This is a genomic window from Mucilaginibacter tolerans, from assembly GCF_030519375.1.
Lineage (GTDB): Bacteria > Bacteroidota > Bacteroidia > Sphingobacteriales > Sphingobacteriaceae > Mucilaginibacter.
Genome location: NZ_JAUMKB010000019.1, coordinates 35353 through 60866 on the forward strand (window position 1 = coordinate 35353; position 25514 = coordinate 60866).

At 41.0% G+C, this 25514-nt stretch carries 25 protein-coding genes and 1 pseudogene; 17 read left to right on the top strand and 9 right to left on the bottom strand.

Going from position 1 to position 25514, the window contains the following annotated elements; translation table 11 throughout:
* The first annotated feature begins 223 nt into the window (after nt 1–223).
* The 8 genes from Q3A68_RS19945 to pyrH all read left to right on the top strand — a co-directional run bounded on the left by Q3A68_RS19945 (nt 224) and on the right by pyrH (nt 5738).
* The gene (locus Q3A68_RS19945; protein ID WP_302902896.1) at nt 224–616 is read left to right on the top strand and encodes a hypothetical protein; all 393 of its coding nucleotides are present in this window, start codon (nt 224–226) and stop codon (nt 614–616) included.
* A gap of 28 nt (nt 617–644) precedes the next feature.
* Complete coding sequence (locus Q3A68_RS19950; protein ID WP_302902897.1) at nt 645–830, top strand: hypothetical protein; 186 nt, start codon at nt 645–647, stop codon at nt 828–830.
* 265 nt (nt 831–1095) lie between these two features.
* Nucleotides 1096–1533 carry a 50S ribosomal protein L13 gene (gene rplM / locus Q3A68_RS19955; RefSeq protein WP_302902898.1) on the top strand — a complete coding sequence of 146 codons (438 nt, stop codon included), beginning with the start codon at nt 1096–1098 and terminating at the stop codon, nt 1531–1533.
* 24 nt (nt 1534–1557) lie between these two features.
* On the top strand, nt 1558–1944 hold the full coding sequence (gene rpsI, locus Q3A68_RS19960) for a 30S ribosomal protein S9 (RefSeq protein ID WP_302902899.1): 387 nt from the start codon (nt 1558–1560) through the stop codon (nt 1942–1944).
* A gap of 20 nt (nt 1945–1964) precedes the next feature.
* Complete coding sequence (gene rpsB, locus Q3A68_RS19965) at nt 1965–2831, top strand: 30S ribosomal protein S2 (protein ID WP_302902900.1); 867 nt, start codon at nt 1965–1967, stop codon at nt 2829–2831.
* Nucleotides 2832–2918: 87 nt separating this feature from the next.
* Nucleotides 2919–3770 (top strand): translation elongation factor Ts, encoded by an 852-nt coding sequence (gene tsf / locus Q3A68_RS19970; protein ID WP_302902901.1) that lies wholly within the window; start codon nt 2919–2921, stop codon nt 3768–3770.
* 99 nt (nt 3771–3869) lie between these two features.
* Complete coding sequence (nagA, locus tag Q3A68_RS19975) at nt 3870–4979, top strand: N-acetylglucosamine-6-phosphate deacetylase (protein WP_302902902.1); 1110 nt, start codon at nt 3870–3872, stop codon at nt 4977–4979.
* Between the two features lie 54 nt (nt 4980–5033).
* A complete protein-coding gene (gene pyrH, locus Q3A68_RS19980) occupies nt 5034–5738 on the top strand; it encodes a UMP kinase (RefSeq protein ID WP_302902903.1) in 705 nt (234 codons plus the stop codon).
* 6 nt (nt 5739–5744) lie between these two features.
* Here the strand turns inward: pyrH and Q3A68_RS19985 are convergent, their stop codons facing one another.
* Entirely contained in the window at nt 5745–6227 is a 483-nt protein-coding gene (locus Q3A68_RS19985) for a hypothetical protein (protein ID WP_302902904.1), read from the bottom strand.
* Between the two features lie 149 nt (nt 6228–6376).
* Between Q3A68_RS19985 and frr the strand changes: the two genes are divergently transcribed.
* The 3 genes from frr to Q3A68_RS20000 all read left to right on the top strand — a co-directional run bounded on the left by frr (nt 6377) and on the right by Q3A68_RS20000 (nt 8993).
* Nucleotides 6377–6940 (top strand): ribosome recycling factor, encoded by a 564-nt coding sequence (gene frr / locus Q3A68_RS19990; protein ID WP_302902905.1) that lies wholly within the window; start codon nt 6377–6379, stop codon nt 6938–6940.
* A gap of 71 nt (nt 6941–7011) precedes the next feature.
* Nucleotides 7012–8766, top strand: coding sequence for an ABC transporter ATP-binding protein (locus tag Q3A68_RS19995; protein WP_302902906.1), 1755 nt, complete (start codon nt 7012–7014; stop codon nt 8764–8766).
* 17 nt (nt 8767–8783) lie between these two features.
* A complete protein-coding gene (locus Q3A68_RS20000) occupies nt 8784–8993 on the top strand; it encodes a PLDc N-terminal domain-containing protein (RefSeq protein ID WP_302902907.1) in 210 nt (69 codons plus the stop codon).
* Here the strand turns inward: Q3A68_RS20000 and Q3A68_RS20005 are convergent.
* The 6 genes and pseudogenes from Q3A68_RS20005 to Q3A68_RS20030 form a co-directional block, all read right to left on the bottom strand.
* A complete protein-coding gene (locus tag Q3A68_RS20005) occupies nt 8990–10294 on the bottom strand; it encodes an MFS transporter (protein WP_302902908.1) in 1305 nt (434 codons plus the stop codon). The two genes, Q3A68_RS20000 and Q3A68_RS20005, sit on opposite strands and share 4 nt — an antisense overlap.
* A gap of 134 nt (nt 10295–10428) precedes the next feature.
* Complete coding sequence (locus tag Q3A68_RS20010; RefSeq protein WP_302902909.1) at nt 10429–11811, bottom strand: M20/M25/M40 family metallo-hydrolase; 1383 nt, start codon at nt 11809–11811, stop codon at nt 10429–10431.
* Nucleotides 11812–11864: 53 nt separating this feature from the next.
* On the bottom strand, nt 11865–13973 hold the full coding sequence (gene recG / locus Q3A68_RS20015) for an ATP-dependent DNA helicase RecG (RefSeq protein WP_302902910.1): 2109 nt from the start codon (nt 13971–13973) through the stop codon (nt 11865–11867).
* Between the two features lie 9 nt (nt 13974–13982).
* Nucleotides 13983–14363, bottom strand: a complete 381-nt coding sequence (locus tag Q3A68_RS20020) for a RidA family protein (protein WP_302902911.1) — start codon at nt 14361–14363, stop codon at nt 13983–13985.
* Between the two features lie 42 nt (nt 14364–14405).
* Nucleotides 14406–14558 (bottom strand): annotated as a pseudogene (locus Q3A68_RS20025) (DUF6728 family protein); the annotation flags it as partial.
* A gap of 62 nt (nt 14559–14620) precedes the next feature.
* Nucleotides 14621–16030, bottom strand: coding sequence for an OmpA family protein (locus tag Q3A68_RS20030; RefSeq protein WP_302902913.1), 1410 nt, complete (start codon nt 16028–16030; stop codon nt 14621–14623).
* 151 nt (nt 16031–16181) lie between these two features.
* Here Q3A68_RS20030 and Q3A68_RS20035 point away from each other — a divergent pair, with 151 nt between their 5' ends.
* A complete protein-coding gene (locus Q3A68_RS20035; RefSeq protein WP_302902914.1) occupies nt 16182–17471 on the top strand; it encodes an aminopeptidase P N-terminal domain-containing protein in 1290 nt (429 codons plus the stop codon).
* 4 nt (nt 17472–17475) lie between these two features.
* On the opposite strand, the gene meaB is transcribed toward Q3A68_RS20035, so the two are convergent.
* On the bottom strand, nt 17476–18414 hold the full coding sequence (gene meaB / locus Q3A68_RS20040; protein WP_302902915.1) for a methylmalonyl Co-A mutase-associated GTPase MeaB: 939 nt from the start codon (nt 18412–18414) through the stop codon (nt 17476–17478).
* A gap of 105 nt (nt 18415–18519) precedes the next feature.
* On the opposite strand from meaB, the gene Q3A68_RS20045 reads away from it, so the two are divergent.
* Nucleotides 18520–19539, top strand: coding sequence for a glycosyltransferase family 4 protein (locus Q3A68_RS20045; RefSeq protein WP_302902916.1), 1020 nt, complete (start codon nt 18520–18522; stop codon nt 19537–19539).
* On the opposite strand, the gene Q3A68_RS20050 is transcribed toward Q3A68_RS20045, so the two are convergent.
* Nucleotides 19536–20297 carry a glycosyltransferase family 2 protein gene (locus tag Q3A68_RS20050; RefSeq protein WP_302902917.1) on the bottom strand — a complete coding sequence of 254 codons (762 nt, stop codon included), beginning with the start codon at nt 20295–20297 and terminating at the stop codon, nt 19536–19538. The two genes, Q3A68_RS20045 and Q3A68_RS20050, sit on opposite strands and share 4 nt — an antisense overlap.
* A 106-nt stretch (nt 20298–20403) precedes the next feature.
* Here Q3A68_RS20050 and Q3A68_RS20055 point away from each other — a divergent pair, with 106 nt between their 5' ends.
* The 4 genes from Q3A68_RS20055 to Q3A68_RS20070 all read left to right on the top strand — a co-directional run bounded on the left by Q3A68_RS20055 (nt 20404) and on the right by Q3A68_RS20070 (nt 25511).
* The gene (locus Q3A68_RS20055; protein WP_302902918.1) at nt 20404–21495 is read left to right on the top strand and encodes a glycosyltransferase family 4 protein; all 1092 of its coding nucleotides are present in this window, start codon (nt 20404–20406) and stop codon (nt 21493–21495) included.
* 13 nt (nt 21496–21508) lie between these two features.
* The gene (locus Q3A68_RS20060; RefSeq protein WP_302902919.1) at nt 21509–22384 is read left to right on the top strand and encodes a glycosyltransferase family protein; all 876 of its coding nucleotides are present in this window, start codon (nt 21509–21511) and stop codon (nt 22382–22384) included.
* Nucleotides 22381–23559, top strand: a complete 1179-nt coding sequence (locus Q3A68_RS20065) for a glycosyltransferase (protein WP_302902920.1) — start codon at nt 22381–22383, stop codon at nt 23557–23559. Before Q3A68_RS20060 ends, Q3A68_RS20065 begins: the two co-directional genes overlap by 4 nt.
* A 98-nt stretch (nt 23560–23657) precedes the next feature.
* Nucleotides 23658–25511 carry an ABC transporter ATP-binding protein gene (locus Q3A68_RS20070; protein ID WP_302902921.1) on the top strand — a complete coding sequence of 618 codons (1854 nt, stop codon included), beginning with the start codon at nt 23658–23660 and terminating at the stop codon, nt 25509–25511.
* The last annotated feature ends 3 nt before the right edge of the window (nt 25512–25514 follow it).

Here is a 25514-nt window from a genome sequence, read left to right on the forward strand (position 1 = left end):
ATGTAAAGGTACACATTTAAGTATGGTATATGTCATCACTAACACATATTCGGTCATTTGATGGTTTATTAAACCGGGTGGTGAAGTTATTTATCAGAAACAGGCGAACATCGGTTTTTAATGTGTATATTTAAAAAAATCCCACAAAGAGTTATACTCCACTTAGACATTGCTTAATTCTGATAGGTAATATTTAAGCTTCACGCTGCTAAAATTACTTATCATGAGAAAGTACAAATACATTAAGTTTTACCGCGTTTTCAAGAATGAAACAGCTGTTACCGAAATATCGGTAAATAACTTTATCCCTGTTGCCCCAAGGAAGCTTAATAAAGATTCTGCTGGAAATGGAGCAATTGACGCAAACTGTTCATTTCCATACATTCAGTATTCACTGCCATCCGATGAAAAAATGTACTATGGTTATATAGATAAAGCAACCGCGATGGAGAAAGCAAAATCCGGAGCATTATTTCACATCAACCAGATGATCGCTGAGCTCGACCTGGGAATAAAAAAACTGGTACAATACCGGAATGATCATTATGATGACTTAAATATAAACCTGTTGGACTCCAATATCCAGCGGATTAAAAGAGAAATTTACAGTAAATAGAATTGCAAATACGCACCAATAAAAAACCATGCCATATAAAGAGATAAAATTATTTGCAGGTCAGAATCTGCGCTATTTAGGCAAGGGCTTCCCTGGTTTTGTTAAGGGATCACCTTATATGACTTTCATAGACCATCACAATTCCACTCAGTACCTCGCTAACTACAATGGTATACAGGTGATTGTCAATAAACGTTTCGCGATACCCGTTTGATAACGTATCCACCACGCCTATAAATTCATAGGTATGTGGCATAATTACCAAGGCCGACAGAGGCCCGCGTAATTAGTTATGTTCATGTGCAGCAATTAGGTTTTGCGACCAGCCTGGATAACGCAAAAACCACTCACTCAATCGCCCTAATCTCACTCAATCAACTAAACACAAATTCTATTTGCAAATAATACGAAAACCCGTATCTTTGCAGTCCCGATTTTACGGGGTATAATAAACGTTTAATAAATTTAATTTTAAGCAAGTGAATACGTTAAGTTACAAAACTGTCTCAGCCAATAAAAAGACCGTTAACAAAGAATGGGTTGTTGTTGACGCTCAAGGCGAGATTTTGGGGCGCTTGTCTTCTAAGATTGCAATGATCATTAGAGGAAAACACAAGCCAGGGTTCACCCCACACGTAGACTGCGGCGATAATGTAATAGTTATTAATGCAGACAAGGTAAAACTGACCGGAAACAAATTCAGCGCAAAGCAGTATGTTTCTTACACTGGTTACCCAGGTGGTCAGCGTTTCATTTCTCCTAAGGAGTTAATGGCAAAACATCCAGAGCGTGTGGTTGAAAAAGCCGTACGCGGTATGTTACCTAAAAATCGTTTGGGCCGCGCCTTATTCGGCAATCTGCATGTATATGCAGGTGCCGAGCATCCTCATGCAGCACAAAACCCGAAAGCCATTTAATTATCAATTTAAAAGAGAAAAGAAATGCCAACAACTAACACTTCAGGCAGAAGAAAAACCGCTGTTGCACGCATCTACTTGAGCGAGGGCAATGGCGCCATTATCGTAAACGGTAAAGATTACAAAGAGTACTTCCCTACCTTGCCTTTACAATACATCGTTACCCAGTCTACAGAAGTATCTGGTTCTGCAGGTAAATATGATGTACAGGTAAACGTAGCAGGTGGTGGTGTAAAAGGACAGGCAGAAGCCGTTCGTTTAGCTATTGCTAAAGCTATTGTTGAACTTGATGCTGAAAAGAAACCAGCATTGCGCGCTAAAGGTTTAATGACCCGTGACGACCGTATGGTTGAGCGTAAAAAACCAGGACGCAAGAAAGCACGCAAGAGATTCCAATTCAGTAAACGTTAATCATCAAGGAGGACAACAAAATGGCAAGAACAACATATCAGGATTTACTGGATGCAGGTGTACACTTTGGTCACCTTACCCGCAAATGGGATCCGAAAATGTCACAGTACATTTTCATGGAGCGCAACGGTATCCACATTATCGATCTTAACAAGACTTTAACTAAAGTTGAAGAAGCTGCTTCAGCTATAAAACAAATTGTAAAATCAGGCCGTAAGGTATTATTCGTAGCTACAAAGAAACAAGCGAAAGATATCGTAGCTGATTATGCGAAATCAGTAAACATGCCTTTCGTAACCGAACGTTGGTTAGGTGGGATGTTAACTAACTTCGCTACGGTTCGCAAGTCGATCAAAAAGATGTCAAACATCGATAAATTGACTAAAGACGGTACTTACAGCAACCTTTCTAAAAAAGAAAGACTGATGATCCAGCGTGAGCGAGTGAAACTGGAAACTTTGTTGGGCGGTATTGCCGACCTGAACCGTTTACCGGCCGCACTGTTCCTGATCGACGTTAAGAAAGAGCACATCGCGGTTTCAGAAGCTTTAAAGTTGAATATCCCAACCTTTGCAATGGTGGATACCAACTCTGACCCTTCAAACATCGATTTCCCTATCCCTGCTAACGATGACGCTACCAAATCAATCTCATTGATCACCGGTATCATCATCAAAGCGATAGAAGAAGGTTTGGATGAGCGCAAACGTGAGAAAGAAGAAGAAGCAGAAAAAGAAGCTGCTGCTGCAAAAGCGAAAGCGGATGCGCCTAAAGCAGATAAAGCTGAAGCTGGCGCCCCTGCAGAAGGTGGTAAAAGAAAAAGAGTAGCTGCTGAAGCGGAAGCTGAGGCTCCGGCTGCACCTGCTGCTGAAAAAACAGAAGAGTAATATTTTGGTTGTAAGGGTTGTAGAGGTTGTAAAAGTTTATAACCCCTGCAACCTTTATAACTTCTACAACATTTAAAACATATAAAAATGTCAACATTACAAATTAGCGCGTCTGACGTTAACAAACTGCGCCAGCAAACCGGCGCAGGTATGATGGATTGCAAAAAAGCTTTAACCGAAACAAACGGTGATTTCGAAGCTGCAATTGACTACTTAAGAAAAAAAGGTGCTAAAGTGGCTGCAAGCCGCCAGGACCGTGAGTCGAACGAAGGCGTGGTTATTGCACGTACTTCTGAAGATGGCAAACGTGGTGTGATCATCGAGCTGAATTGCGAAACTGACTTCGTTGCTAAAAACGCAGAGTTCATCGCTTTCGCTAACCAAATCGCTAATACAGCTGTTGAGAACAAACCTGCTGACCTGGCTGCATTAACTCAATTACAAGTTGATACTGATGTAGACCGCGTAACTATTGCTGAAGCTATTACCGAAAAAACCGGTAAGATCGGTGAGAAAATTGGGGTATCTAAATACGAAATAGTAGAAGGCGAAAAAGTGATCGCTTACATCCACGGTAATTTCCGTTTAGGTGTATTGGTTGGTTTAAGCGCTAACGTTGCCGGTGCTGAAGAAGCAGGTAAGGATGTAGCTATGCAAATTGCAGCTATGAACCCTGTCGCTATCGATAAAGACGGTGTTGATGCTACTACTATTCAGCGTGAATTGGAAATTGCAAAAGAGCAGATCCGTGCCGAAGGCAAACCGGAAGAAATGGTTGAAAAGATTGCTGCCGGTAAGCTGAACAAATTCTACAAAGACTCAACCCTGTTGAACCAGGAGTTTGTAAAGGATTCTTCAAAGAGCGTTGCTCAGTTCCTGAGCGGCGTTGATAAAGGATTAACCGTTACCGCATTTAAACGGGTAGCCTTAGGAGCTTAATGATTAAATCCCCCTCGTATTGACGAGGGGGATTTTTTTTGCAATAATATTTTTGTTATAGAGAAACAATGCATTGCATCTCTATGTAATATTGTAGCCATGACAACAGCACTTCACAACCTGCAGATCATATCGGATGGTCAGATCACCAAAGGCAAAGCAATTTTAATTTCAGGCGGAAAGATTTCGGGCATCATCGCGGACAATGCTATTCCGCAGGATGCTGAGAAGAAAGATATGCAAGGTGCTTACGCAGCGCCCGGATTGATTGATCTGCAATTGTATGGCAGTGGGGGCAGGCTGTTGAGTATTGATACAGACGAAGCTACTTTGCTTCAAATGGAAACTGACTTGCTTGCTCTAGGTACTACAGGTTTCTTCCCGACCATTTCAACCAATACGGATGAGGTGATTGAGCAAACGATCCGTGTGGGCAGGTCATATCGTGATAAAGCCAAAGGGAATTTCCTGGGCATACACCTGGAAGGTCCATTTCTGAACCCGGTTCGGAGAGGTGCTCACAACAAGGATTTTATTAAAAAGGCCTCGCTCGGCCTTGTGAAAAAATGGCTGGATATGGCTGAAGGTGTGGTAACTATGATGACCATTGCTCCCGAATTGCAGGATCAGGAAGTAATCGATTACCTGCACAATAGTGGTGTGATCTTGTCATCAGGACATAGCAATGCTACCTATGCCGAGGGTAAACGTTTCTTAAATAAACCAATTCCTGCGGTAACCCATATTTACAACGCTATGCCGCAAATGCACCATCGCGATCCTGGATATATCCCAGCTATTTTTGAGGAAAGACCTTATACCAGTATCGTACCCGATGGTATCCATGTAGATTTTGTGATGGCAAGGTTAGCGAAACGCGAGTTGGGTGATAAACTTTTTTTTATTACTGATTCAGTTACTGAAACTAATCACGGCCCTTACCAGCATAAGTTTACAGGCGACCGCTACGTATTGCCGGATGGTACCTTGTCCGGTTCATGCCTCACCATGCTAAAATGTATAGAGAATGGCGTGAAGCATTTTGGCATCAGTCTGCCCGAATCCGTTAACATGGCAACTTTATACCCGGCTCAATTGGTTAAACTTAATAAGGGCAAAATAGACGCGGGTTATGATGCTGATTTGACCTTTTTTGACGAGAACTATACGCTGAAAGGAACGTACCTGGCTGGTAAACAGGTGAATTAAAACACGCTATTTTAACACTCAATTTAAATCGATATTTTTGACAAACTACCCTCAATGAAATATAAACGCATTCTTCTCAAATTAAGTGGTGAGTCGTTAATGGGCGACAGACAATATGGCATCGATAACAGTCAGGTTATTCAGTATGCAAAGGACATTAAAGCTGTTTATGATAAAGGAATAGAGATTGCCATTGTAGTGGGCGGAGGCAATATCTTCAGAGGATTAAGCGCTGAAAAATCTGGTATGGATCGTGCACAGGCCGACTATATGGGTATGCTGGCGACCGTAATCAACTGTATGGCTCTGCAAAATGCACTGGAAAGTATTGGTGTAGAAACCCGTTTGCAATCGGCCATAAAAATGGAGCAGATCTGCGAGCCGTATATCCGCCGCCGTGCTATGCATCACCTCGAATTAGGCAAGATTGTGATCTTCGGCGCAGGAACCGGTAACCCATATTTTACAACCGATACAGCGGCATCTTTACGCGCTATCGAGATCAAAGCCGATGTAGTGCTAAAAGGTACCCGTGTAGATGGCATCTACACAGCCGATCCTGAAAAAGATCCTAAGGCAACCCGTTACGACGAAATCACTTTCCAGGAAGTATTCGACAAAGGATTGAATGTAATGGACATGACCGCGTTTACGCTTTGCCATGAAAATAAATTGCCGATCATTGTATTCGACATGAATAAACCGGGCAATTTTGTGAAGATAGCCAATGGTGAGCACATAGGGACACTCGTTAGATAAATTATCCTAATGAGTAAATGTCTGAATTAAACCAGCGTAGGTAATACCATTGTATTGATAAAAATCTGTTACCCTTAAAACAAGTGAATAATCGCTAAGAAAAGTGATGATGCCGTCTACTTTGTCGGTATTGTTACCGTTTATGTGAACAAGCAGATGTGATCCGCTTAATTTCCATGTTAGTCCATTGGCGGTAAGTCCGTTAGGGTTATTGGTATCAACGGCTGTCCCGTCCGCGTAAAACGTTACGTTATATAGTAAAATGGTTTTAAGGAAAGGGTCATTACTGGCCAGCACAAGCGAGGTGCTGTCAGCTGCTATTAGCGTAGCGCCTGTAGTATGCCATTCACCCGACTGCACTAATATATCAGCTTGAGTTGGCTTTGGTATAGGGGTGACATCCGCATGCGATGAGCAAGCTGAAATCAGCACTATGTAGCTAAATGCAGCAATCAGTTTTTTGCAGAAAATAGTGATTCCCGCTTTCATCCTTATATTAATAAATACATTTAAATTACGCTGGTTTTTAACTAAACGTTGCCTGTTTCAGATTTCATTTTTTATTCAATTATAGTACGAGTATTTAGATGAGGTAAAATGATACTTTTTATTATTTTTGACAGCAAATTTCAAAAGCGATGAGCGAACTCATTAAAAAACAAGTTTCTGAAGCAAAGGCTTTGATGGATAAAGCCATTGAGCATTGCGACGGTGAATTACAAAAGATACGTGCCGGCAAAGCAAGCCCAAGTATGCTGGATGATATATTGGTTGAATATTACGGCGCGCCAACACCTTTGAACCAGGTGGGCAGCGTGAACACGCCTGATGCCCGTACCATCGTGGTACAGCCATGGGAGAAGTCACTATTGGGCGCTATCGAAAAGGCCATTATGGAGGCAAACCTGGGTGTTAATCCTCAGAACGATGGTGTGATCATCCGGATTAATGTGCCACCGTTAACTGAAGAGCGTCGTCGCGACCTGGTGAAGAAGGCAAAAGCTGAAGCTGAAACTGGAAAAGTAGCTATCCGTAATATCCGTAAGGATGCCAACGATAAGATCAGAAAGCTAAAATCAGAAGGTGTTTCTGAGGATGAAATGAAAACTGGTGAAGGAGAAATTCAGAAGTTGACCGATATACACATCGCAAAGGTTGACCAGTTATCTGAAGCTAAGGAAAAAGATATCATGACAGTATAAAGACCAGAGTATTGTCAAATTAAAGGGAATGAGCTATTTATAGCCATTCCCTTTTTTTATTTTTACCGGGCATGAACGTACTAATCTCATATCTCAAAAAACATAAATGGGTTGTGGTCACTGCTTTATTGTTGGCAGCAGTCAATATCGGCTTTTCCTTACTAGACCCTTATATCACCGGTAGGATAGTGGATAAGGTCATTGAACAACGCAATGTTCTTCAATACAATGAATATATCGGTACTGTGCTTAAGCTGATAGGTATGGCCATAGGTGTGGCTATGGTATCGCGAATAGCCAAAAACTTCCAGGACTATTATACCAATATTATCACTCAAAAAGTGGGTGCCGAAATGTATGCCGACGGTTTGAGGCATTCGCTTGAACTGCCTTACCAGGTTTTTGAAGACCAGCGCAGCGGCGAGACCTTGGGTATTTTGCAAAAGGTGCGCCAGGACTGCGAAAAATTTGTTACCTCTTTTATCGGGATATTGTTTGTCAGCCTGGTGGGTATGGTGTTCGTTATTGTGTATTCGGTTTCGGTAAGTTATAAAGTAACGCTTGTATATTTTGCAGCTATCCCCGTGATCGCTTTGGTAAGTACGCTTATGAGCCGGAAGATTAAACGCATTCAAAAAACCATAGTTGCTGAAACTACTGCATTAGCCGGATCAACCACGGAGTCGTTAAGAAATATCGAACTCGTAAAAAGTTTAGGCCTTGCCAAACAGGAAATAGAGCGTTTAAATAAAACCACCTACAAAATACTCGATCTTGAGTTACGTAAAGTGAAATATGTGCGTAGCATGAGTTTCGTACAGGGGACTACCGTGAACTTTGTTCGTAGCGTGATGGTAGTGGTACTGCTTATTCTCATCTTTCATCAAACTATTTCACCTGGACAGTACTTTAGCTTTTTATTCTATTCATTCTTTCTGTTTAATCCATTGCAGGAATTGGGGAATGTGATCCTTTCCTGGCGCGAAGCCGAGGTTTCCCTGGGCAATTTCAAACGCATACTAAGTATCCCGATTGATGCCAAGCCAGAGAAACCAGCTCTTTTAGAGGACGTAAGGAAGCTCTCTTTTAATAATGTAAGTTTCAAGCACCTCACGGCTAACAGGAATGCGCTGAACAATATCAGTTTTGAAACAAGAGTTGGGGAGACCATCGCATTTGTTGGTCCTTCAGGGTCAGGAAAGACGACATTGGTTAAACTGTTGGTTGGTTTATACCAGCCATTGGACGGCGATATTTTATACAACGATATTCCAAGCAGGGAGATAGACCTGGATGAGCTTCGAGAAAAAGTTGGTTTTGTAACGCAAGATACGCAATTGTTTTCAGGAACTATTCGGGAAAACCTATTGTTCGTCCGACCGGATGCCACCGATGAAGAATGTATGGAAGTTCTGCAACGAGCAGCTTGCCAGACTTTGCTGGCACGTGCACCACAGGGCTTGAGTACAGTGATCGGTGAAGGTGGTGTAAAAGTATCCGGCGGTGAGAAACAACGCTTGTCCATAGCCCGAGCTTTGCTGCGCAGACCCGACCTGCTCGTATTTGATGAAGCTACCTCATCGCTTGATTCCATAACCGAAGAAGAAATAACCGAAACTATCAGGGATGTGTCCGTGTTAAAAGATCATGTAACTATTTTGATTGCTCACCGTTTATCTACTATCATGCACGCCGATACCATTTATGTCCTGGAGAAAGGGCATATTGTTGAATCGGGCAGGCATGACGAGCTCTTACTTCAAAAAGGTCTGTATTATGCAATGTGGCGTCAGCAGATTGGTGAGAAAGTAACCGCTGATTATTGATTTAAACATTTTCTGCTATGTATCTGATTACATCCACCATCGGGGGGACCTTCGGTTTAATATTTTTGTTAGCCTGGGTTCTGTTAGGCATTTATAGCTTCTTCAATATACTCAGGAATAGGAATATCAATAGCGGCGCCAAGCTGTTATGGATAGCAATTATAGCAGTGGTACCCATTTTGGGTTCACTTACCTATTTATTCCTGAGGAGTTTAAAAACGCTTTAAGCCGTGGCAGGCTTTTCTTCCCCTACTTCAATCGTATGAATATCGCTTACCTTAAGAGGGAGCAGGTTTTTGGTTTTGAAATAGGTAATAATAACGATCAGCATGGTTATACTGCCGCCCAACAGCACAGCGGGGACAGTCCCAATCCAATTAGCCATAACACCCGATTCAACATCCCCAATCTCGTTGGAGGAGCCAATAAACATTGAATTGACCGCAGACACGCGCCCGCGCATATGGTCAGGGGTCAATAGCTGTACTAAAGTGCCGCGTATGATCACACTTATACTATCGAAAGCGCCCTGGCCGAATAAGAAGAGGACAGTTAGCAAAAAACTTCGTGATAACCCAAACCCGATGATGCAAAGGCCAAAGCCTGTTACCGCGATGAGCAGATTGCGCCATGGTTTATTCAATGGCGAATAGCGAACCATTATGACCATGGTTAAGGCTGCACCCAAGGACGATGCCATTTTCATTACGCCAAATCCTTGCGCACCAACATGTAGAATATCTAATGCGAATACAGGCAGCAAGGCTACCGACCCGCCAAAGAAAACAGAAAACAGGTCGAGGCTCATTGCTGCCACCATCATTTTCGTTTTAAAAACAAAACCCACACCTTCAGAAAGGCTTTTCCATATACCCTCTTTGGGCACAAAAACCGCAGGATACTTTCTAAGTGTAAATACCAGAACAAGAGTTAGTAGCAGGAAAATTAAGATCACGAGGAAGTTCCCTGTAATCCCACCGCCGAATGCATAAATAAAACCACCGGCAAGTGGACCTAAAATTGATGCAATCTGCCAGCTTGTGCTGCTCCAGGTACTGGCATTGGGATAAATTTCGCGGGGGATACTATTAGCATATACCGTAAATATAGCCGGTCCGAAAAAAGCGCGGGCGACACCGTTACAAAATATCATGCCGTAAAGTATCGGCAGTATCCAGCTTGTATGAATATAGCCGCTCATGCCTTTAAGAGTGGCGATGAACATGACGAACGACGAAAAGAAAACACCGCTGAAAATCAGCAATAACATTTTTCGCTTTTCATACTTATCAGCAATATAACCACCGTAAAGTGCAAGACCAATGGCCGGTATGGCTTCACTTAGCCCAATCCAGGCAAGGGCAAGCTTGCTGTGAGTAATATCGTAAATGTAATATCCCAGGGCTGCTGTTTGCATCTGGTAAGCAAAGGTGAAGAAAAACCGCAGGCTCAGATAAGTACGAAAATCCTTGAATCGCAATGCTGCGAAAGAATCTTTTTTGGGCTGACTATGACCTTCTTCGGACACTATTGCTATTTATAGGTTAATGCTCCGCAATTTACAATTAAGCATTAAAAGTATCATTGCAGATTTACATAATTATATAATAATGTGGTATGTTATTATAGAGACGCGATGCATCGCCTCTCTACAGGGACAGGTCAATTAAACCCGTGCTGATCGATAAGGTAAATCAATGAAGCCATTGATGCCGAACCCAATTCCAGCTCACGCTTGTTCACATTCTCAAATATATCATTCGGTGTATGGTGCACATCAAAATAGCGTTGTGAATCGGAATCGAAACCTATTAGTACGACACCCGAAGTTTTTTCCTTCAACGGACCGATATCACTACCGCCACCACCCGCAACAAACCGGCTTGAACCATAAGGTTCAAAAAGTTGTTTCCATGGCCCAAGGTTTTTAAATTGCTCAGCCGTCAAACCCGAAAAGCCAAAACCACGCGGGGTAAATCCGCCTAAGTCTGATTCGATAGCTGCGATATGTTCTTCTTTATTTTGAACGGCCAATTCAGCATATTTTATGCCGCCCTTATCGCCATTTTCCTCATTCATAAAGAATACCACCCGTATGGTATTTTTTGGATGATAGCCTAAAGCTTTTAAAATTCGAACTGCTTCCAGTGATCCCATCACACCGGTACCATCATCATGCGCGCCTTCAGCCAAATCCCACGAATCCAGGTGGCCGCCAACAGTGATAAACTTGTTTGGATTTTCAGAACCTTTCAATTCTCCCACCACATTATAGGATAGGGTATCAGGCCGCATCTCACAGTTCTGTTTGAAATAGAATTTGATCTGCGGCAATTTCTTTTGCTTTAACAAAGCACTCAGTTGATTAGCGCCTTTAGTTGATATAGCCGCAGCCGGGATATTCAGGCCGCCGGGCGTAAAGCGTGTTGCACCGGTATGTGGATAGTCGTCCAGGCTTTCTGTTAATGAGCGGACAATTACCCCGACAGCGCCATATTTAGCAGCCGCAGCCGGGCCAGCATTGCGTTGATCGCCGGCAGTACCGTAAGAGCGTATAGTCTCGATAAAGCGTGGGTCAAATGGACGGTTAAAGAATATGATCTTTCCTTTTATAATTTTCTCGCCTAAGGTATCGAGCTCTTTCAGACTATGTACTTCGATCACCTCAGCAGTGATACCTTCTTTTGGAGTGGCGACAGACATGCCCAGCGCTGCAATCGGAACAGATATTTTATTGTTGCCGTCAATGATCGTTCCAACTTCTTTCGCTCCGCGTACCCAGTGTGGCACCATTACTTCCTGCAGGAAAACATGGTCGAAGCCGTAGCTTTCCATTAGCTTTTTACTCCATTCTACTGCCTTTTGGGCATTTGGAGAACCGCTCAAACGTGCACCGATATTCTTGCACAAATGATGGAGATTGCTATAGCATTGCCCATTCACCAAAGCTTCATCGTAAATTTTACGAAGCATTAATGAGTCCTGGGCTTTCAGAAAGGTAGTAGAAAACACAAGTGACAGGATAGTAAAGAATTTCAGTTTCATGTTGAGAAGAGTGCTTTTTAACAAATGTAATATTTTGAAGGAATATTGTCAGATCAGGAAATTTTATCCCAGCTTAAGCCTGCATTTTTTGCCTGGAATGCCAGTTGGAGGACTTGATTTTCGGGATGAGCTAATGCTGGGTCCTTTACAAATATGTCTTCCACACATTTACGTGCCTGCAATAACAAAGCCTGATCAGTCGTCAGGTCGGCGACTTTCAGGTCGACCACACCGCTTTGCTGCGTTCCTTCAATATTACCCGGTCCGCGTAATTGAAGGTCAATCTCTGATATCTCAAAGCCATTATTGGTTTTTACCATAGTATCCAGCCTGATTTTGCCATCGTAGCTTAGTTTGTGACTACTCATCAGAATGCAGAAGGACTGTTCTGCACCACGTCCCACGCGACCACGCAACTGGTGCAATTGCGAAAGACCGAAGCGCTCAGCATTTTCAATGATCATGACAGAGGCATTCGGGATATTCACGCCAACTTCGATCACGGTGGTCGCCACCATGATCTGCGTTTCATGCTTCACAAAACGTTGCATCTCAAAATCCTTATCCTTTGGCGGCATTTTGCCGTGAACAATACTGATCTGGTATTCAGGCATCGGGAACTCATGGCGCATAGTTTCAATACCGTCCTCCAGGTTTTTCAAGTCGAGCTTTTCGCTTTCCTGTATCAGCGGATATACTACGTAGATCTGACGCCCTTTATCAATCTCCTGCTTCATAAAGCCAAACATCCGCAGGCGCTGGTTCTCATAATAATGAACGGTCTGTATCGGTTTTCTCCCCGCCGGTAGCTCGTCGATTACTGATACGTCCAGATCGCCGTAAAGTGTCATAGCCAATGTTCGAGGGATTGGAGTTGCTGTCATTACCAAAACATGCGGCGGTATGTTATTTTTTCGCCAAAGCTTTGCTCGTTGTTCTACACCAAATCGATGTTGCTCGTCGATCACCACAAAACCCAGGTTTTGAAACTGTACTTTGTCTTCAATTAAAGCGTGGGTACCAATTAGTATCTTTAACTCACCGTTTTCCAAACGTTCATGAAGTACATTTCTTTCCTTCTTTTTGGTTGAACCTGTTAACAAAGCCACTTCAATAAAACCATCACCTACAAGGCTTTTTATGGTTTGATAATGTTGATTGGCAAGTATTTCGGTAGGGGCCATAATGCAGGTTTGAAAGCCATTATCAATGGCAATCAGCATACTCATCAGGGCAACCACCGTCTTACCACTGCCAACATCGCCTTGCAGTAGCCGGTTCATTTGTACGCCGCGCTGGGTATCCTGGCGTATTTCACGTAGCACCTTTTTCTGTGCGTTGGTTAGCTCGAATGGAAGTTTATGGTGAAAGAATTCGTTAAAATAATCACCAACCGTTTCAAATACGTGCCCTTTGAATTTTTGGATACGGAGTAGTTTATTTTTGAGTAGTTTGAGCTGGATGAAGAATAGCTCTTCAAACTTCAATCTACGGATAGCTTCATTCAGCATGTTCGCATCTTCGGGAAAATGCATATTGCGGTAAGCATCCGCACGGCCCATCAGCCTGAATTGGTTCAGAACATGCATGGGCAGGTTTTCGTGAATATCCTTGGCATGTTGATCCAGTAAAGGTTCTGTAAGCTTCTGAATTCCCTTGCTGTCCAGTCCGAATTGCTTTAATTTTTCTGTCGAACTGTAAGCGGGCTGCAGGGTCATATTGCCCTTTTGCTTCATGGTAGCAGGGGAATAAAGCTCCGTTTCGGGATGGGCCATTTGAGGCTTCCCGTTAAAAGAGCCGGGCTTGCCAAATAGAATATAAACCTTCCCCGGTTGCAGGTATTTCTCTATCCACCGCACTCCCTGGAACCATACCAGCTCCATTACGCCGGTGTCATCCTGAACTTGAGCTACAAGACGTTTGGTATGTTTCTCGCCAAGAATCTCTTTGTTGGTTAACCGGGCTAAAACCTGAACATAAGGCAAGTCAGGATTTACTTCCCTGATCTTATAGAACCGTGTCCGGTCGATATGTTTATAAGGAAAGTGGCGCAGCAGGTCCTCGAACGTAAATATTCCCAATTCCTTTTTAAGGAGATCAGCTCGTGATACGCCGACACCCTTTAAATATTCAATAGGAGTTTGAAATACCAGCCTGTTCAATTTTGTCTATCAGGAATTTATTGCGATAACTGAAATTTCGACATTTACATTTTTAGGTAAGGCCGCAACCTGAACAGTCTCACGGGCCGGAAACTGATCGGTAAAATAAGTACCGTATACTTCATTTACCTGGCCGAAGTTCCCCATATCTGTCAGGAAAATGCTTGTTTTAACAATATTGCTGAAGTTAAGGCCCGCTTCGGTCAATATAGCTTTGATATTCTCCATTACCTGTTTTGCCTCCGCTTTAATATCGTCCGAAACTATTTCGCCGGTAGCAGGGTTGCTGGGTATTTGTCCAGAAACAAAAAGAAAACCGCCCGCAGCAACGGCTTGACTGTAAGGCCCGATCGGAGCAGGGGCGTTCTTGGTATTGATCACTTTTTTCATAGGATATTATAAGAGTTAGATGCAAAAGCACATTCTGCACCATTACTTTTTCAGTATAAACCAATCAATCAGTTTCCAGATAATCCCCGCCAGGAACATAATGATAGCGATAGCATTGATAGCGTGCATCACCTTCAGGTTAAAACTGGTTGGCCGGTTTGGATCTTTTTTTCTGAAAAAATACATGAACAAATTTAATAAAAAAAAGAAGGCTCTCCGAAACCGGAGAGCCTTCTGAAATTATTGCAAATGAATAATTATTTTTTGAATTCAACACGACGGTTCAGGATACGACCTTCTTCCGTTGAGTTGTCAGCAATTGGGTGAGTTTCACCGAATCCTTTTACTTTAACACGTTTTGCATCAACACCAGAGTTAACTAAGTAAGTTTTTACTGAGTTAGCGCGGTCTTTAGATAAACGCATGTTGTGAGCAGCAGTACCTTCTGATGAAGCGAAACCGTCTAATTCGATCTTAGCACCAGCGTTTGAACGCAGATCAGCTGAAGTAGCGTCAAGTACTGGGTAAGAAGAAGTTCTCAATACTGAGCTATCGAATTCGAACTGGATGTTAGAGTAAGCTTTTGCTTCACCTGGTTTTGGTTTCATTACGAATAATGAAGTATCAATTTTAGGGAATACAATTGGACAGCCAGATCCGTCAACAACAGTACCTGCAGGAGTGTTAGGGCATTTGTCGAATTGATCAGCAACACCGTCACCGTCAGAATCTTTCTTCAGGTCGTTAACTGCATTTTCAACATTGCCAACACGGCCTTTCAAAGCTTCTACTTCCTGACGAAGAGCTGCATCATACAACTCGTCATACATCATAGCTACTGGGTTTACCCAATCCAGGTTTGGTTTTGATTTCGGACCGAAAGTATACTCTAAACCAGCATAGCCGTAAGAATACTTGTTAGAAGCTGGGTAGTCAGCGTGAACACCAGTGAAGTTAAATCCATCGATGAAGTTTTCAGTGTAGCCAACGTTCAGTGCAAATTGATCAGATAGTTTGAATTTAACACCTGCACCTACTGGAATAACTAACTCTTTAATGCGTGATCCTGTACCATCAGTACCGGTATGCCCTTTGTAATCAAATAGCAGGGTACCTTGTGAATTGTCAGAATACACTTTTGGAGAATAGAATGCTAAACCAGCGCCACCGTGTAAGAAGAAATTAATAGCGTTGGTGCGGTGAAGGAAGCTCAACGAGCCAACATTAACAACACCGCTTAAAGTAGCCTGATAGAAAGAAGTTTTAAAGCTTCCGACCTGGCCGAGCGATGGGTCAACTACATAACCCGGGTTGCTGAATTTTGCTTCTTCGCTGCCTTTTACACTACCGCCTCTTACATCTAATTGTAAGCCGAATGCGTGCGATAATTGATCTCTCAAGCTAACTCCGTAGCCCAAGCTTGGTTGATTGTGGTTAAATACGTTAACTCCACCTGTTGCAACAGAAGGAGCGGTGACTCCAACGTTTACGCCAACACTCCATGTGTTGTACTGTTTCGTACCACCAAATACCTTGGCAGTACCTGTTGCTGCTGATGCCTTCGTCGAATCTGTTTTTGCAGCATCAGTCTGGGCATTTACCACACTGACAGCCAACAAAGACGCGAATGAAAGGGCGACTGTTTTTTTTAATGTAGAATAGTTCATAGTTTTAAGATTAAACAATTTAATTGTGATTTTTTTTCAAAATTAGTAATTATGTTTGACTTCATTACCAAACATTGTTCCAAAATTTGTCTTTTGGTAATACAAATAAATAAAAATAATTGTTTGCAAAAAATTAATTATACCGATAATAATGAAATATCTACCTATAGATAAAAAATTATTTACTTCTAATAGAAAAAATTTCTCCAAAAGAACAAAAGGTAATTCGATAGCTGTATTTCATTCTAATGATGAATTTCCGAGAAGCGGTGATCAGACTTTTATATTTAAGCAAAATGCCGACTTTTTTTACTTAACAGGTATAGATCAAGAACAAAGTATACTGGTTTTATATCCCGATTGTCCTAATCCTTCATACAAAGAAGTACTCTTTTTAAGACAAACCAATGAGCACATTGCGGTGTGGGAGGGTCATAAATATACCAAAGAGGAGGCACGCGCAGTATCGGGCATCGAAAACATACAGTGGCTCAACGAATATGATGCCATACTGCACAGTATTATTAATTATGCCGATAACATCTATATCAATACGAATGATAACGACCGGTATGGTTATTCGGTGCCATACAGGGATTTGAGGATGTATGAGCAACTGAAACAGAAATATCCTTTGCATAACTATGAGCGTTCCGCAGTTATTTTACGCGACCTCAGGTCGGTGAAATCGGATATTGAGGTTGAATTAACTAAAAAAGCTTGTGAAATTACCCGGGACGCCTTTGTGCGTGTGCTGAAGTTTGTAAAGCCCGGCGTTACGGAGTATGAGATAGAGGCTGAAATCACCCATGAGTTTTTGCGGCAACGGGCTACCGGCCACGGCTACAATCCGATTATTGCTTCGGGACCAAATGCAAATGTGCTGCATTATATAGATAACAACCAGGTTTGTCAGAGCGGTGATATAATGTTGCTCGATTTCGGTGCGGAATATGCTAATTATAATGCAGATATGACCCGGTCTATACCTGTTAGCGGGCGCTTCACTAAACGTCAGCGGGAAGTATACGATGCTGTATTGCGGGTAATGAAAAATGCGATCGGTATGATAAAGGCCGGAGCAGTATTAACCGGATATCAGGAAGAAGTTGGTAAAATAATGACCAGCGAACTGATTGGTTTAAAACTGCTGGATAAGCACGATGTATCAAAGCAGGACCCGAAAATGCCACTATATAAAAAGTATTTTATGCATGGCACATCGCACCATTTAGGACTGGATGTACACGATTTCGCTAACCGGTACGCTCCTTTTCAGGTCGGGAATGTTTTAACATGCGAGCCTGGAATATACATTCCGGAGGAGGGATTAGGCATACGATTGGAAAACGATATCCTGATCACTAAGGGTGGAAACATAGATCTGATGGCCGATATCCCGCTTGAAGCAGAGCATATTGAGGAGATAATGAACAGTTAAGGCCTCAGATGTCGGAGAACTTTTCAGCAAATGAATAAATATTGAACCCCGGCTCCTGACTGGCTTTTAAAACCATTTGGTATAATTCGATTTTATTGATATTTCCCATCCGCTTTTGCTGAATGAGTTTGTAGGCCTTTTCAGCCAGTAAGTATTCTTTGTGGCTGTTTTTCTTTTCGGCAGAATTCAAAATAAAATCAACAATTTCAACAATGCCCTTATTTTCAGAGGCTATTGTTTTAAATACAGGTATTTCAGCACCTTTTTGCTGAACCATTTTTTTCAGGTTATTGGCGAACAGATCCGCGCCTTCCCGGTCGGTTTTGTTGACGATGAAAGCATCTGCGATTTCCATTAGGCCCGATTTGATGTTTTGTATTTCGTCACCACCCTCAGGAACTAAGACGACGAAAGTAATGTCGGCTAGTCCGGCTATTTCAACTTCCGATTGCCCGACACCTACCGTTTCTATCAACACATAGTCAAAACCTGCGGCGCGTAATACATCAGTCATTTCGATCGTTTTTGCAGATAATCCGCCCAATGAGCCTCGTGTAGCTAATGACCTGATAAATACATTGGGATGATTGAAATGCGATGCCATCCGTATCCTGTCGCCAAGCAACGAACCAAAATTAAATGGTGATGTTGGATCAATGGCTAAAACAGCTACTTTCTTATCCTGACTGGCGAGTTTGGCAATTAGTGCATTTACCAAGGTGCTTTTACCCGCTCCAGGTGGACCTGTTATACCTATGACAGGAGTGCTTTTATCAAAATTTAACCCTTTTAATAATTGATCTGCTCCTTTAAGATCGTTTTCAACAATGGTTAAAGCCCGCGCAACTGATTTAAAATTATCACAATGTATTATTAAAGATGTGTTGGTTGCAGGAGCCACTTTGGAGTTTTTGTAGATGCAAATGAATAAAATTATCAGCACATAAATTAATATATCTTCATATAATTGCAGCTTTAAAATTCCCTCTCAATAGTAATATTTTGATATAAAATGTCGAAACCCGCTGTATTAGTTACATTCGATTCAATGAAAAATCCTAATTCGGGTTATTTTTCATTTGGAAAGGGTTTGGGCAATGCCTTACTTAAGCAGAATCTGGGAAGATTTAAGTTAACATATTATCTCTTCAGACGAACGACCTTTTTTAATGGAATGGTTGATATCATACATCTTTTAAGATTTCACCGAATATTCTTTCCGTGGTATAATAAATTTGATGTTATTCATTTTACTGACCAAACGTGCAGGCTAAGGCCATACAGGGTAAAAGGGAAAAAGATCATGACCATACATGATATTAATAAGGTGCATTTGCAGTTCAGTCCTCAAAAAAAAATTGATGCACATATTAATAAGATACGAAAATTTATATCTCTCTGCGATAAAGTGGTTACCATATCCGAATTTGTGGCAAAGGATATCGTACGATTTATCCCTGAGGCAGCCGATAAATTGAGTGTGATCTATAACGGAGCCGATAAGTTGGAAGTGGCGGATGATCACAGCCCTCAGTATCTGCCGAAAAAGCCGTTTTTATTCACCATAGGATTGTTATCACCCCAAAAGGGATTTCATTTGCTTCCGGCTCTATTGGAAGGCAATGATTATGAACTGGTTATTTCAGGGATTGAAACCCCCCATAAACAGAAGATTATAGAAGAGGCGCAAAAATTCAATTGCGAGAAAAGAGTAATCGTCACCGGGCCTGTTTCCGATGATGACAAAGCTTGGTATTTTAAAAATTGCAGCGCTTTTTTGTTTCCTTCAATTGCAGAAGGATTTGGTTTGCCGGTAATTGAAGCTATGCATTTTGGCAAGCCGGTATTTTTGGCAAAGTATACGTCTCTGCCCGAAATTGGGGGAGATGTGGCCTATTACTTTGATAATTTTGAACCTAAGCACATGCAAGAAGTTTTTGCTAAAGGCATGGACGATTTTCACAAAGGCGACCGTTCGGCTAAAGTGATGGCCCACGCCGATAAATTTTCATGGGAGAAAACAGCAGAGCAATACTTCAAATTATACGAGAATTGCCTGAACGGTTAATCAGAAGAATTATTTACAGGTCTCTTAAATAGCCTTTTAAATCTCCAAAATAGGTACCGAAGCCATATTGTAAAACTGAAATTTTCATAGATCAAACTACTCTGGTCTTTTTCAAATTGTTCATCAATGTAATTATTTGATAGCCCTTCGTGGTTAAATTTGGCTATGATATAATCTTTAAATATAAAATGGAAGTCCTTGTCTTTAACGCATTTTATATTTAACACATGATCAGCACGTACTTTGTACTTAGTATCGTAAGCGTATTTTTCAAATACAGCTTTAGGATAAATAACGGCCTGGTGGAAAATACCATATTTGGCAATAATATACTCAGTTACAGCTCCCCGGCATTTTCTGTTATCACTCAAAACACTACCATAGTAGATTGCGTCAGGCTCTTTTAACTCATTTGCCATTACCGAAAAATCATCCAATAACTCATCATCAGCGCCCAAAAAATACACCCAATTACCGGTAATGTGCTTCAGCCCTTTGTTCATAGCATCGTATATGCCATTATCCTTTTCGCTTTGCCAGTAATGGATATTATCTGAATTTGCCTGTAATATTTTTACCGTATCATCTGTGCTTTGGCCGTCAATAACTATGATCTCAATAGCCGGATACTTTTGCCTGTAAATGCTGTTTAAGCAGTTTTGCAAAGTTGGGGCGGCATTATAGGTAACAATAATAACAGATATTTTGGGTAGTCTGTTGTTATTATTAACAGTACTGTTTTCGCCCTCAGATAACATATTTTCAATTAATTTTTAATGATACTGTATATTTGACCATTGGCTAACAGTGCGAAGTAAACTATTATTTTACAATAAAGCATGTAGCAACCTTTAGTTTTATTTAATGATTAAGATACAATTTGACCACCAGGCATTTTCAATGCAGCACTTTGGTGGCATATCGCGGTATTTTGCCAATATTCAAAAACATTTAAGCCAATATGATTCCTTTAGCTTTAACAAGGGTGTTCTATTTACCAATAATAACTACCTTAAAGATCAAAAATTTCCCGTACCTCATGCGTTTTTAAAGCCATGGTATAAAAAGGATAAAAAGATATATAAGCTGAATGAAAAATATGCAAAGTACTGTCTTAACAAACACGATTATGATGTTTTTCATCCAACTTACTATGATCCGTATTTTTTAGATATTGTTAAAGCCCCATTTGTTTTAACTGTTCATGATTTTATCCATGAAAAGTTCCCCGAGTACTTTCCAAATACCGACAGTACCGTGCATAATAAAAGATTATTAATAGAAAAGGCAACTCATTTTATCACAATTTCAGAGTCAACCAAAAATGATCTGCAAAAGATCTATAACATCCCTGACAGCAGGATAAGTATGATCTATCATGGATATGATACATCCACGGATTTGTTAATTAATGATACCAAGATTCCTTATTCAAATTACGTGTTGTTTGTAGGAGACCGCTGGGCTTATAAAAATTTCTTCAGGTGGTTGACAGCCATAGCGCCATTATTAATTAAATATGATATAAACGCAGTGTGTGCAGGCGGCAAATCTTTTAGCAGCACCGAGCTGGAATTTATTAAGCGTTTGGGCATCACAAATAAAATATCACAGTTGCAGGCAAGCGAGGCTGAACTTAAAGCTTTGTACCGAAATGCCTTATTGTTTGTGTATCCGTCATTGTATGAAGGATTTGGCTTGCCAATATTGGAAGCCTTTGCTAATGGCTGCCCCGTGGCAGTTAGTAATACAAGTTGTTTTAAGGAAGTTGGCGGAGATGCCGTGTCATACTTTGATCCTTATTCCGTTTATTCTATGACATCGGTTATAGAAGGACTGATCCTTCATACGGACAATGCAAATAAATTACGTGTTGCCGGGAAGGGGCAGTTGGAGAAATTTACCATGCAGAATTGTATGGAACAAACGGTAAATGTTTATCAATCGATAATTTAAAGATACAAAGAACATGAAAGTAGCGGGTTTTACTTTTATTCGTAACGCTGTAAAAAATGACTATCCTATTGTTGAAGCTATCACTTCCATTCTGCCAATTTGTGATGAATTTGTGGTGGCTTTAGGTAACAGCGAAGATGAGACCGCTCAGTTAATACAAGCAATAAACTCGCCCAAAATAAAAATAATCAATACGGTTTGGGATGATACTTTACGGGATGGGGGCGCAGTATTCGCAGTCGAAACGGACAAGGCATTTAAAGCCATATCTCCTGATGCTGATTGGGCTTTTTATATCCAGGGGGACGAATGTGTTCACGAAAAATATCTTCCACTTATCAAAAGGGAGATGGAAGATAATTTAGACAACAAGGAAGTTGAAGGTCTTCTGTTTAAATATCTGCATTTTTATGGTTCGTATGATTATTACGGGCATTCGCGCAGGTGGTACCGTCGTGAAATACGCATATTGCGGAATAACAAAGCTATCCATTCATACCGCGATGCGCAGGGTTTCAGGTGGGATGGCCGTAAAATTAATGTTAAACTTATTGATGCTTATATTTATCATTATGGCTGGGTAAAGCCACCTGCAGGTTTAAAAAATAAATTACGGAATTTCAACCAGTTTTATCATGATGATGCATGGCTTGCTGAAAATTTGCCGGAAACGTTTGAATTTGATTATAAAAATGCTGACAGGTTATTGCATTTTGATGGCGACCATCCTGAAGTAATGAAAAAGCGAATTGCGGTAACTAACTGGAACCTTAATATTGATTTGACGCAATTGCACAAAAAGATGACTCTCCGCAGAAAGACCTTGCAAAAGCTAGAAGACCTGACCGGCTGGCGACTGGGAGAGTATAAAAACTATAAGTTGCTATGATGAGAATATTATACTTCTTTCCTGATAATATAACTGAACAAAACGCGGGGAATAAAACTAGGGCACTGTACCTGTTAAAGTATTTTAGTCAAAATGGATTTATAGTAGATTATGTAAGTATTAGAGATGAAAAGGCCGGAAAGAACTATAACGAGCAAACCGAAGAGATATTAAAAGCTGGTAATTTAGCAAGTAATGTTTACCTATTACCCAGGAAACAGGGGAAAACCAACCCGATAGTTTATTTTTTGCGATATAAATTATGGGACCTGCTGTACTATCTAATAACCTATCCGCTCAGATCAAATATTCCTACCTATTTAACGCTCGCGCTAAAAAAGGCTTTTAAAAATATACTTAGGACAAACACTTATGACTATATAATTATCAGTTATGTGCATAGCGCTGATCTGATAGCTGATACGGCCTTGTTAGGCGGAGCTAAAACGATAATTGACACTCATGATTTTTTAACCGCTCAGTTTAAGGATAAAAGAGACTTCAACCTGGGTGTAACTTTTGAGGATGAAATAAGCAGGCTGAACCTTTTTGATGAAATATGGGCAATATCACCTGAAGAGGAGTATGTATTTAATCAGTTCTGCACTTCAAGAGTCAGGTTGGTTCCTATGATGATGGATGCTCCGGCGTCAGCTTTAACGCCTTTTAAGAATAAAAAATACGATCTTATTTATGTTGGTAATGACAATATCCACAATATTATCTCCATAAAATGGTTTTTTGATAAAGTCTATCCCTTACTGCCTGCAGGGCTAAACCTATGTGTTATTGGTAAGATCAATAATCACGTCACTGAGGCATATAATAGTATAAACAAGATTTTATTCGCTGAAAGTTTGGAGTCTTTTTATAATGATTCAAAAATTGCCATTTGCCCCATGCTGCGGGGAACCGGGGTAAAGGTAAAAGTGGTTGAAGCATTGGCATTTGGTTTGCCTGTAGTATGCACTTCGCGGGGTACCGACGGATTGCCTAACAAGCAGAGTAACGGATGCCTGGTAAGTGATGACCCAGTTAAGTTTGCTGAAAATATAATATCGCTTTTACAAGATGCATCGTTATATGAGGAGCAAAGTAGATTAGCAAAAGATACGTTCAAAAACAGTTTCGACAAAAGCGTGACCTTTAAGATATTGGATAATGTGTTTGAATGATTCGCTTTACACCTTTCGTAGGTTTATGATAAGCCTATACCAATGAGCTTGTCGCTAATTAATTATTTACTGTTAGCTTTGTATTTTTATAAATTTTAATGAAGACTTACTTCCGGCTGTTATCTTTTGCCAAACCAATTGAAAAATTTGCTATCCCTTATATCATCTTTACGTTACTTTATGTTCTTTTCAGTTCGATGGTATATGTATTGCTCCCGTCACTGCTGAATACACTTTTTGGGAATAATGCTATCGATGCTTCCAATGTTACCCATGCTGTAAAACATGCAGCCTTTGTAAAGCAACCAGGTTGGCTAGACCTAAGTGGTTGGTTTAAATATTATTTGAACTATTTTATAAATACGCACGGGCAATGGGGGGCCCTGCAATTCGTATGCGCGCTTATCGTCGTTACCATATTGGTAGGCAACTTTTTCAGGTACCTTTCAGCTCGTACTATGGAAAATCTCAGAGTGCATACCTTATTAAACTTGCGCCGTAAGGTCTTCAATAATGTAATGGATATGCACCTGGGTTATTTTAATAACGAACGGAAGGGGGATATCATTTCCAAAATAGCATCGGATGTTCAGGTGGTGCAATTTTCAGTTACTGCAACTTTACAAGTCATTTTTAAGGAGCCTGCAACAATGATCGCCTTTTTGACGATACTTTTTATCTATTCCGTAAAGCTTACTTTATATTCTTTACTCGTAGTTCCTGTATCGGCTTTTATTATTTCTAAGATTGTAAAGCGCCTCAAATCGCAGGCTGCATCAGCACAGCAAACTTATGGCAATATGATAAGCTACCTTGACGAAGCATTGTCGGGCGTTAGGGTCATAAAGGCATTTAATGCTTCTAATTTTATCAAAAAGCGTTTTGATAATGAGAACATCAGGTATTCAAAAATACTACGTTCAATGGCAAAACGTCAGCAATCAGCCTCGCCTGTTTCTGAAACGTTGTCCGTTACCATGATTTCATGTATCGTATTATATGGTGGATATCTGATACTTAACAATAGGTCTACGTTGAACGGCGGCCAGTTTATTGCCTATATCGCCGTATTTTCACAATTGATGCGCCCGGCAAAAGCCATTTCAGATTCGTTCAGCAATATACACTCAGGTATAGCAGCGGGTGAGCGCGTACTGGCACTTATTGACGAAAAACCCGCGATTACTGATGCGCCCGATGCAAAACCTATACAGGAATTTAAAGAAAACATCAGCTTTAAAAATGTATCATTTGCTTATGGTGAAAAAACGGTACTTTCAAACATTAATTTAACGGTACCTAAAGGAAAAACAATTGCGCTTGTAGGCCCATCCGGCGGGGGGAAATCGACACTGATTGATCTTATACCGAGATTTATCGAGCCAAAATCGGGCGAGGTATTGGTTGACGGCGCGAACATACAAACAGTAACCACCGACTCATTAAGAGCATTGCTGGGAATTGTAAACCAGGAATCTATTTTATTTAACGATACTATATTCAACAACATCGCTTTCGGTAAATCAAATGTTACACGGGAGGAAGTTGAAACCGCCGCTCGTATTGCCAATGCCCATAACTTTATTATTGAAACTGAAGCCGGGTATCAAACAAATATTGGTGACCGCGGCACAAAACTCTCAGGCGGCCAAAGGCAGCGTATTTGTATTGCAAGGGCAGTTTTAAGTAACCCGCCTATTATGCTTCTTGACGAGGCTACGTCGGCTTTGGATACGGAATCTGAGAAGCTGGTGCAGGACGCTTTAAATAACCTGATGAAAAACCGGACGTCGCTCATCATTGCACATCGTTTAAGCACCATTCAAAATGCCGATATAATTATAGTGCTTGAAAACGGAAAAATAGTGGAACAGGGAACACATAACCAATTGTTGATCAGCAATGGACTTTATCGAAAATTGATCGATATGCAAACTTTTAACGCAGATTAATTA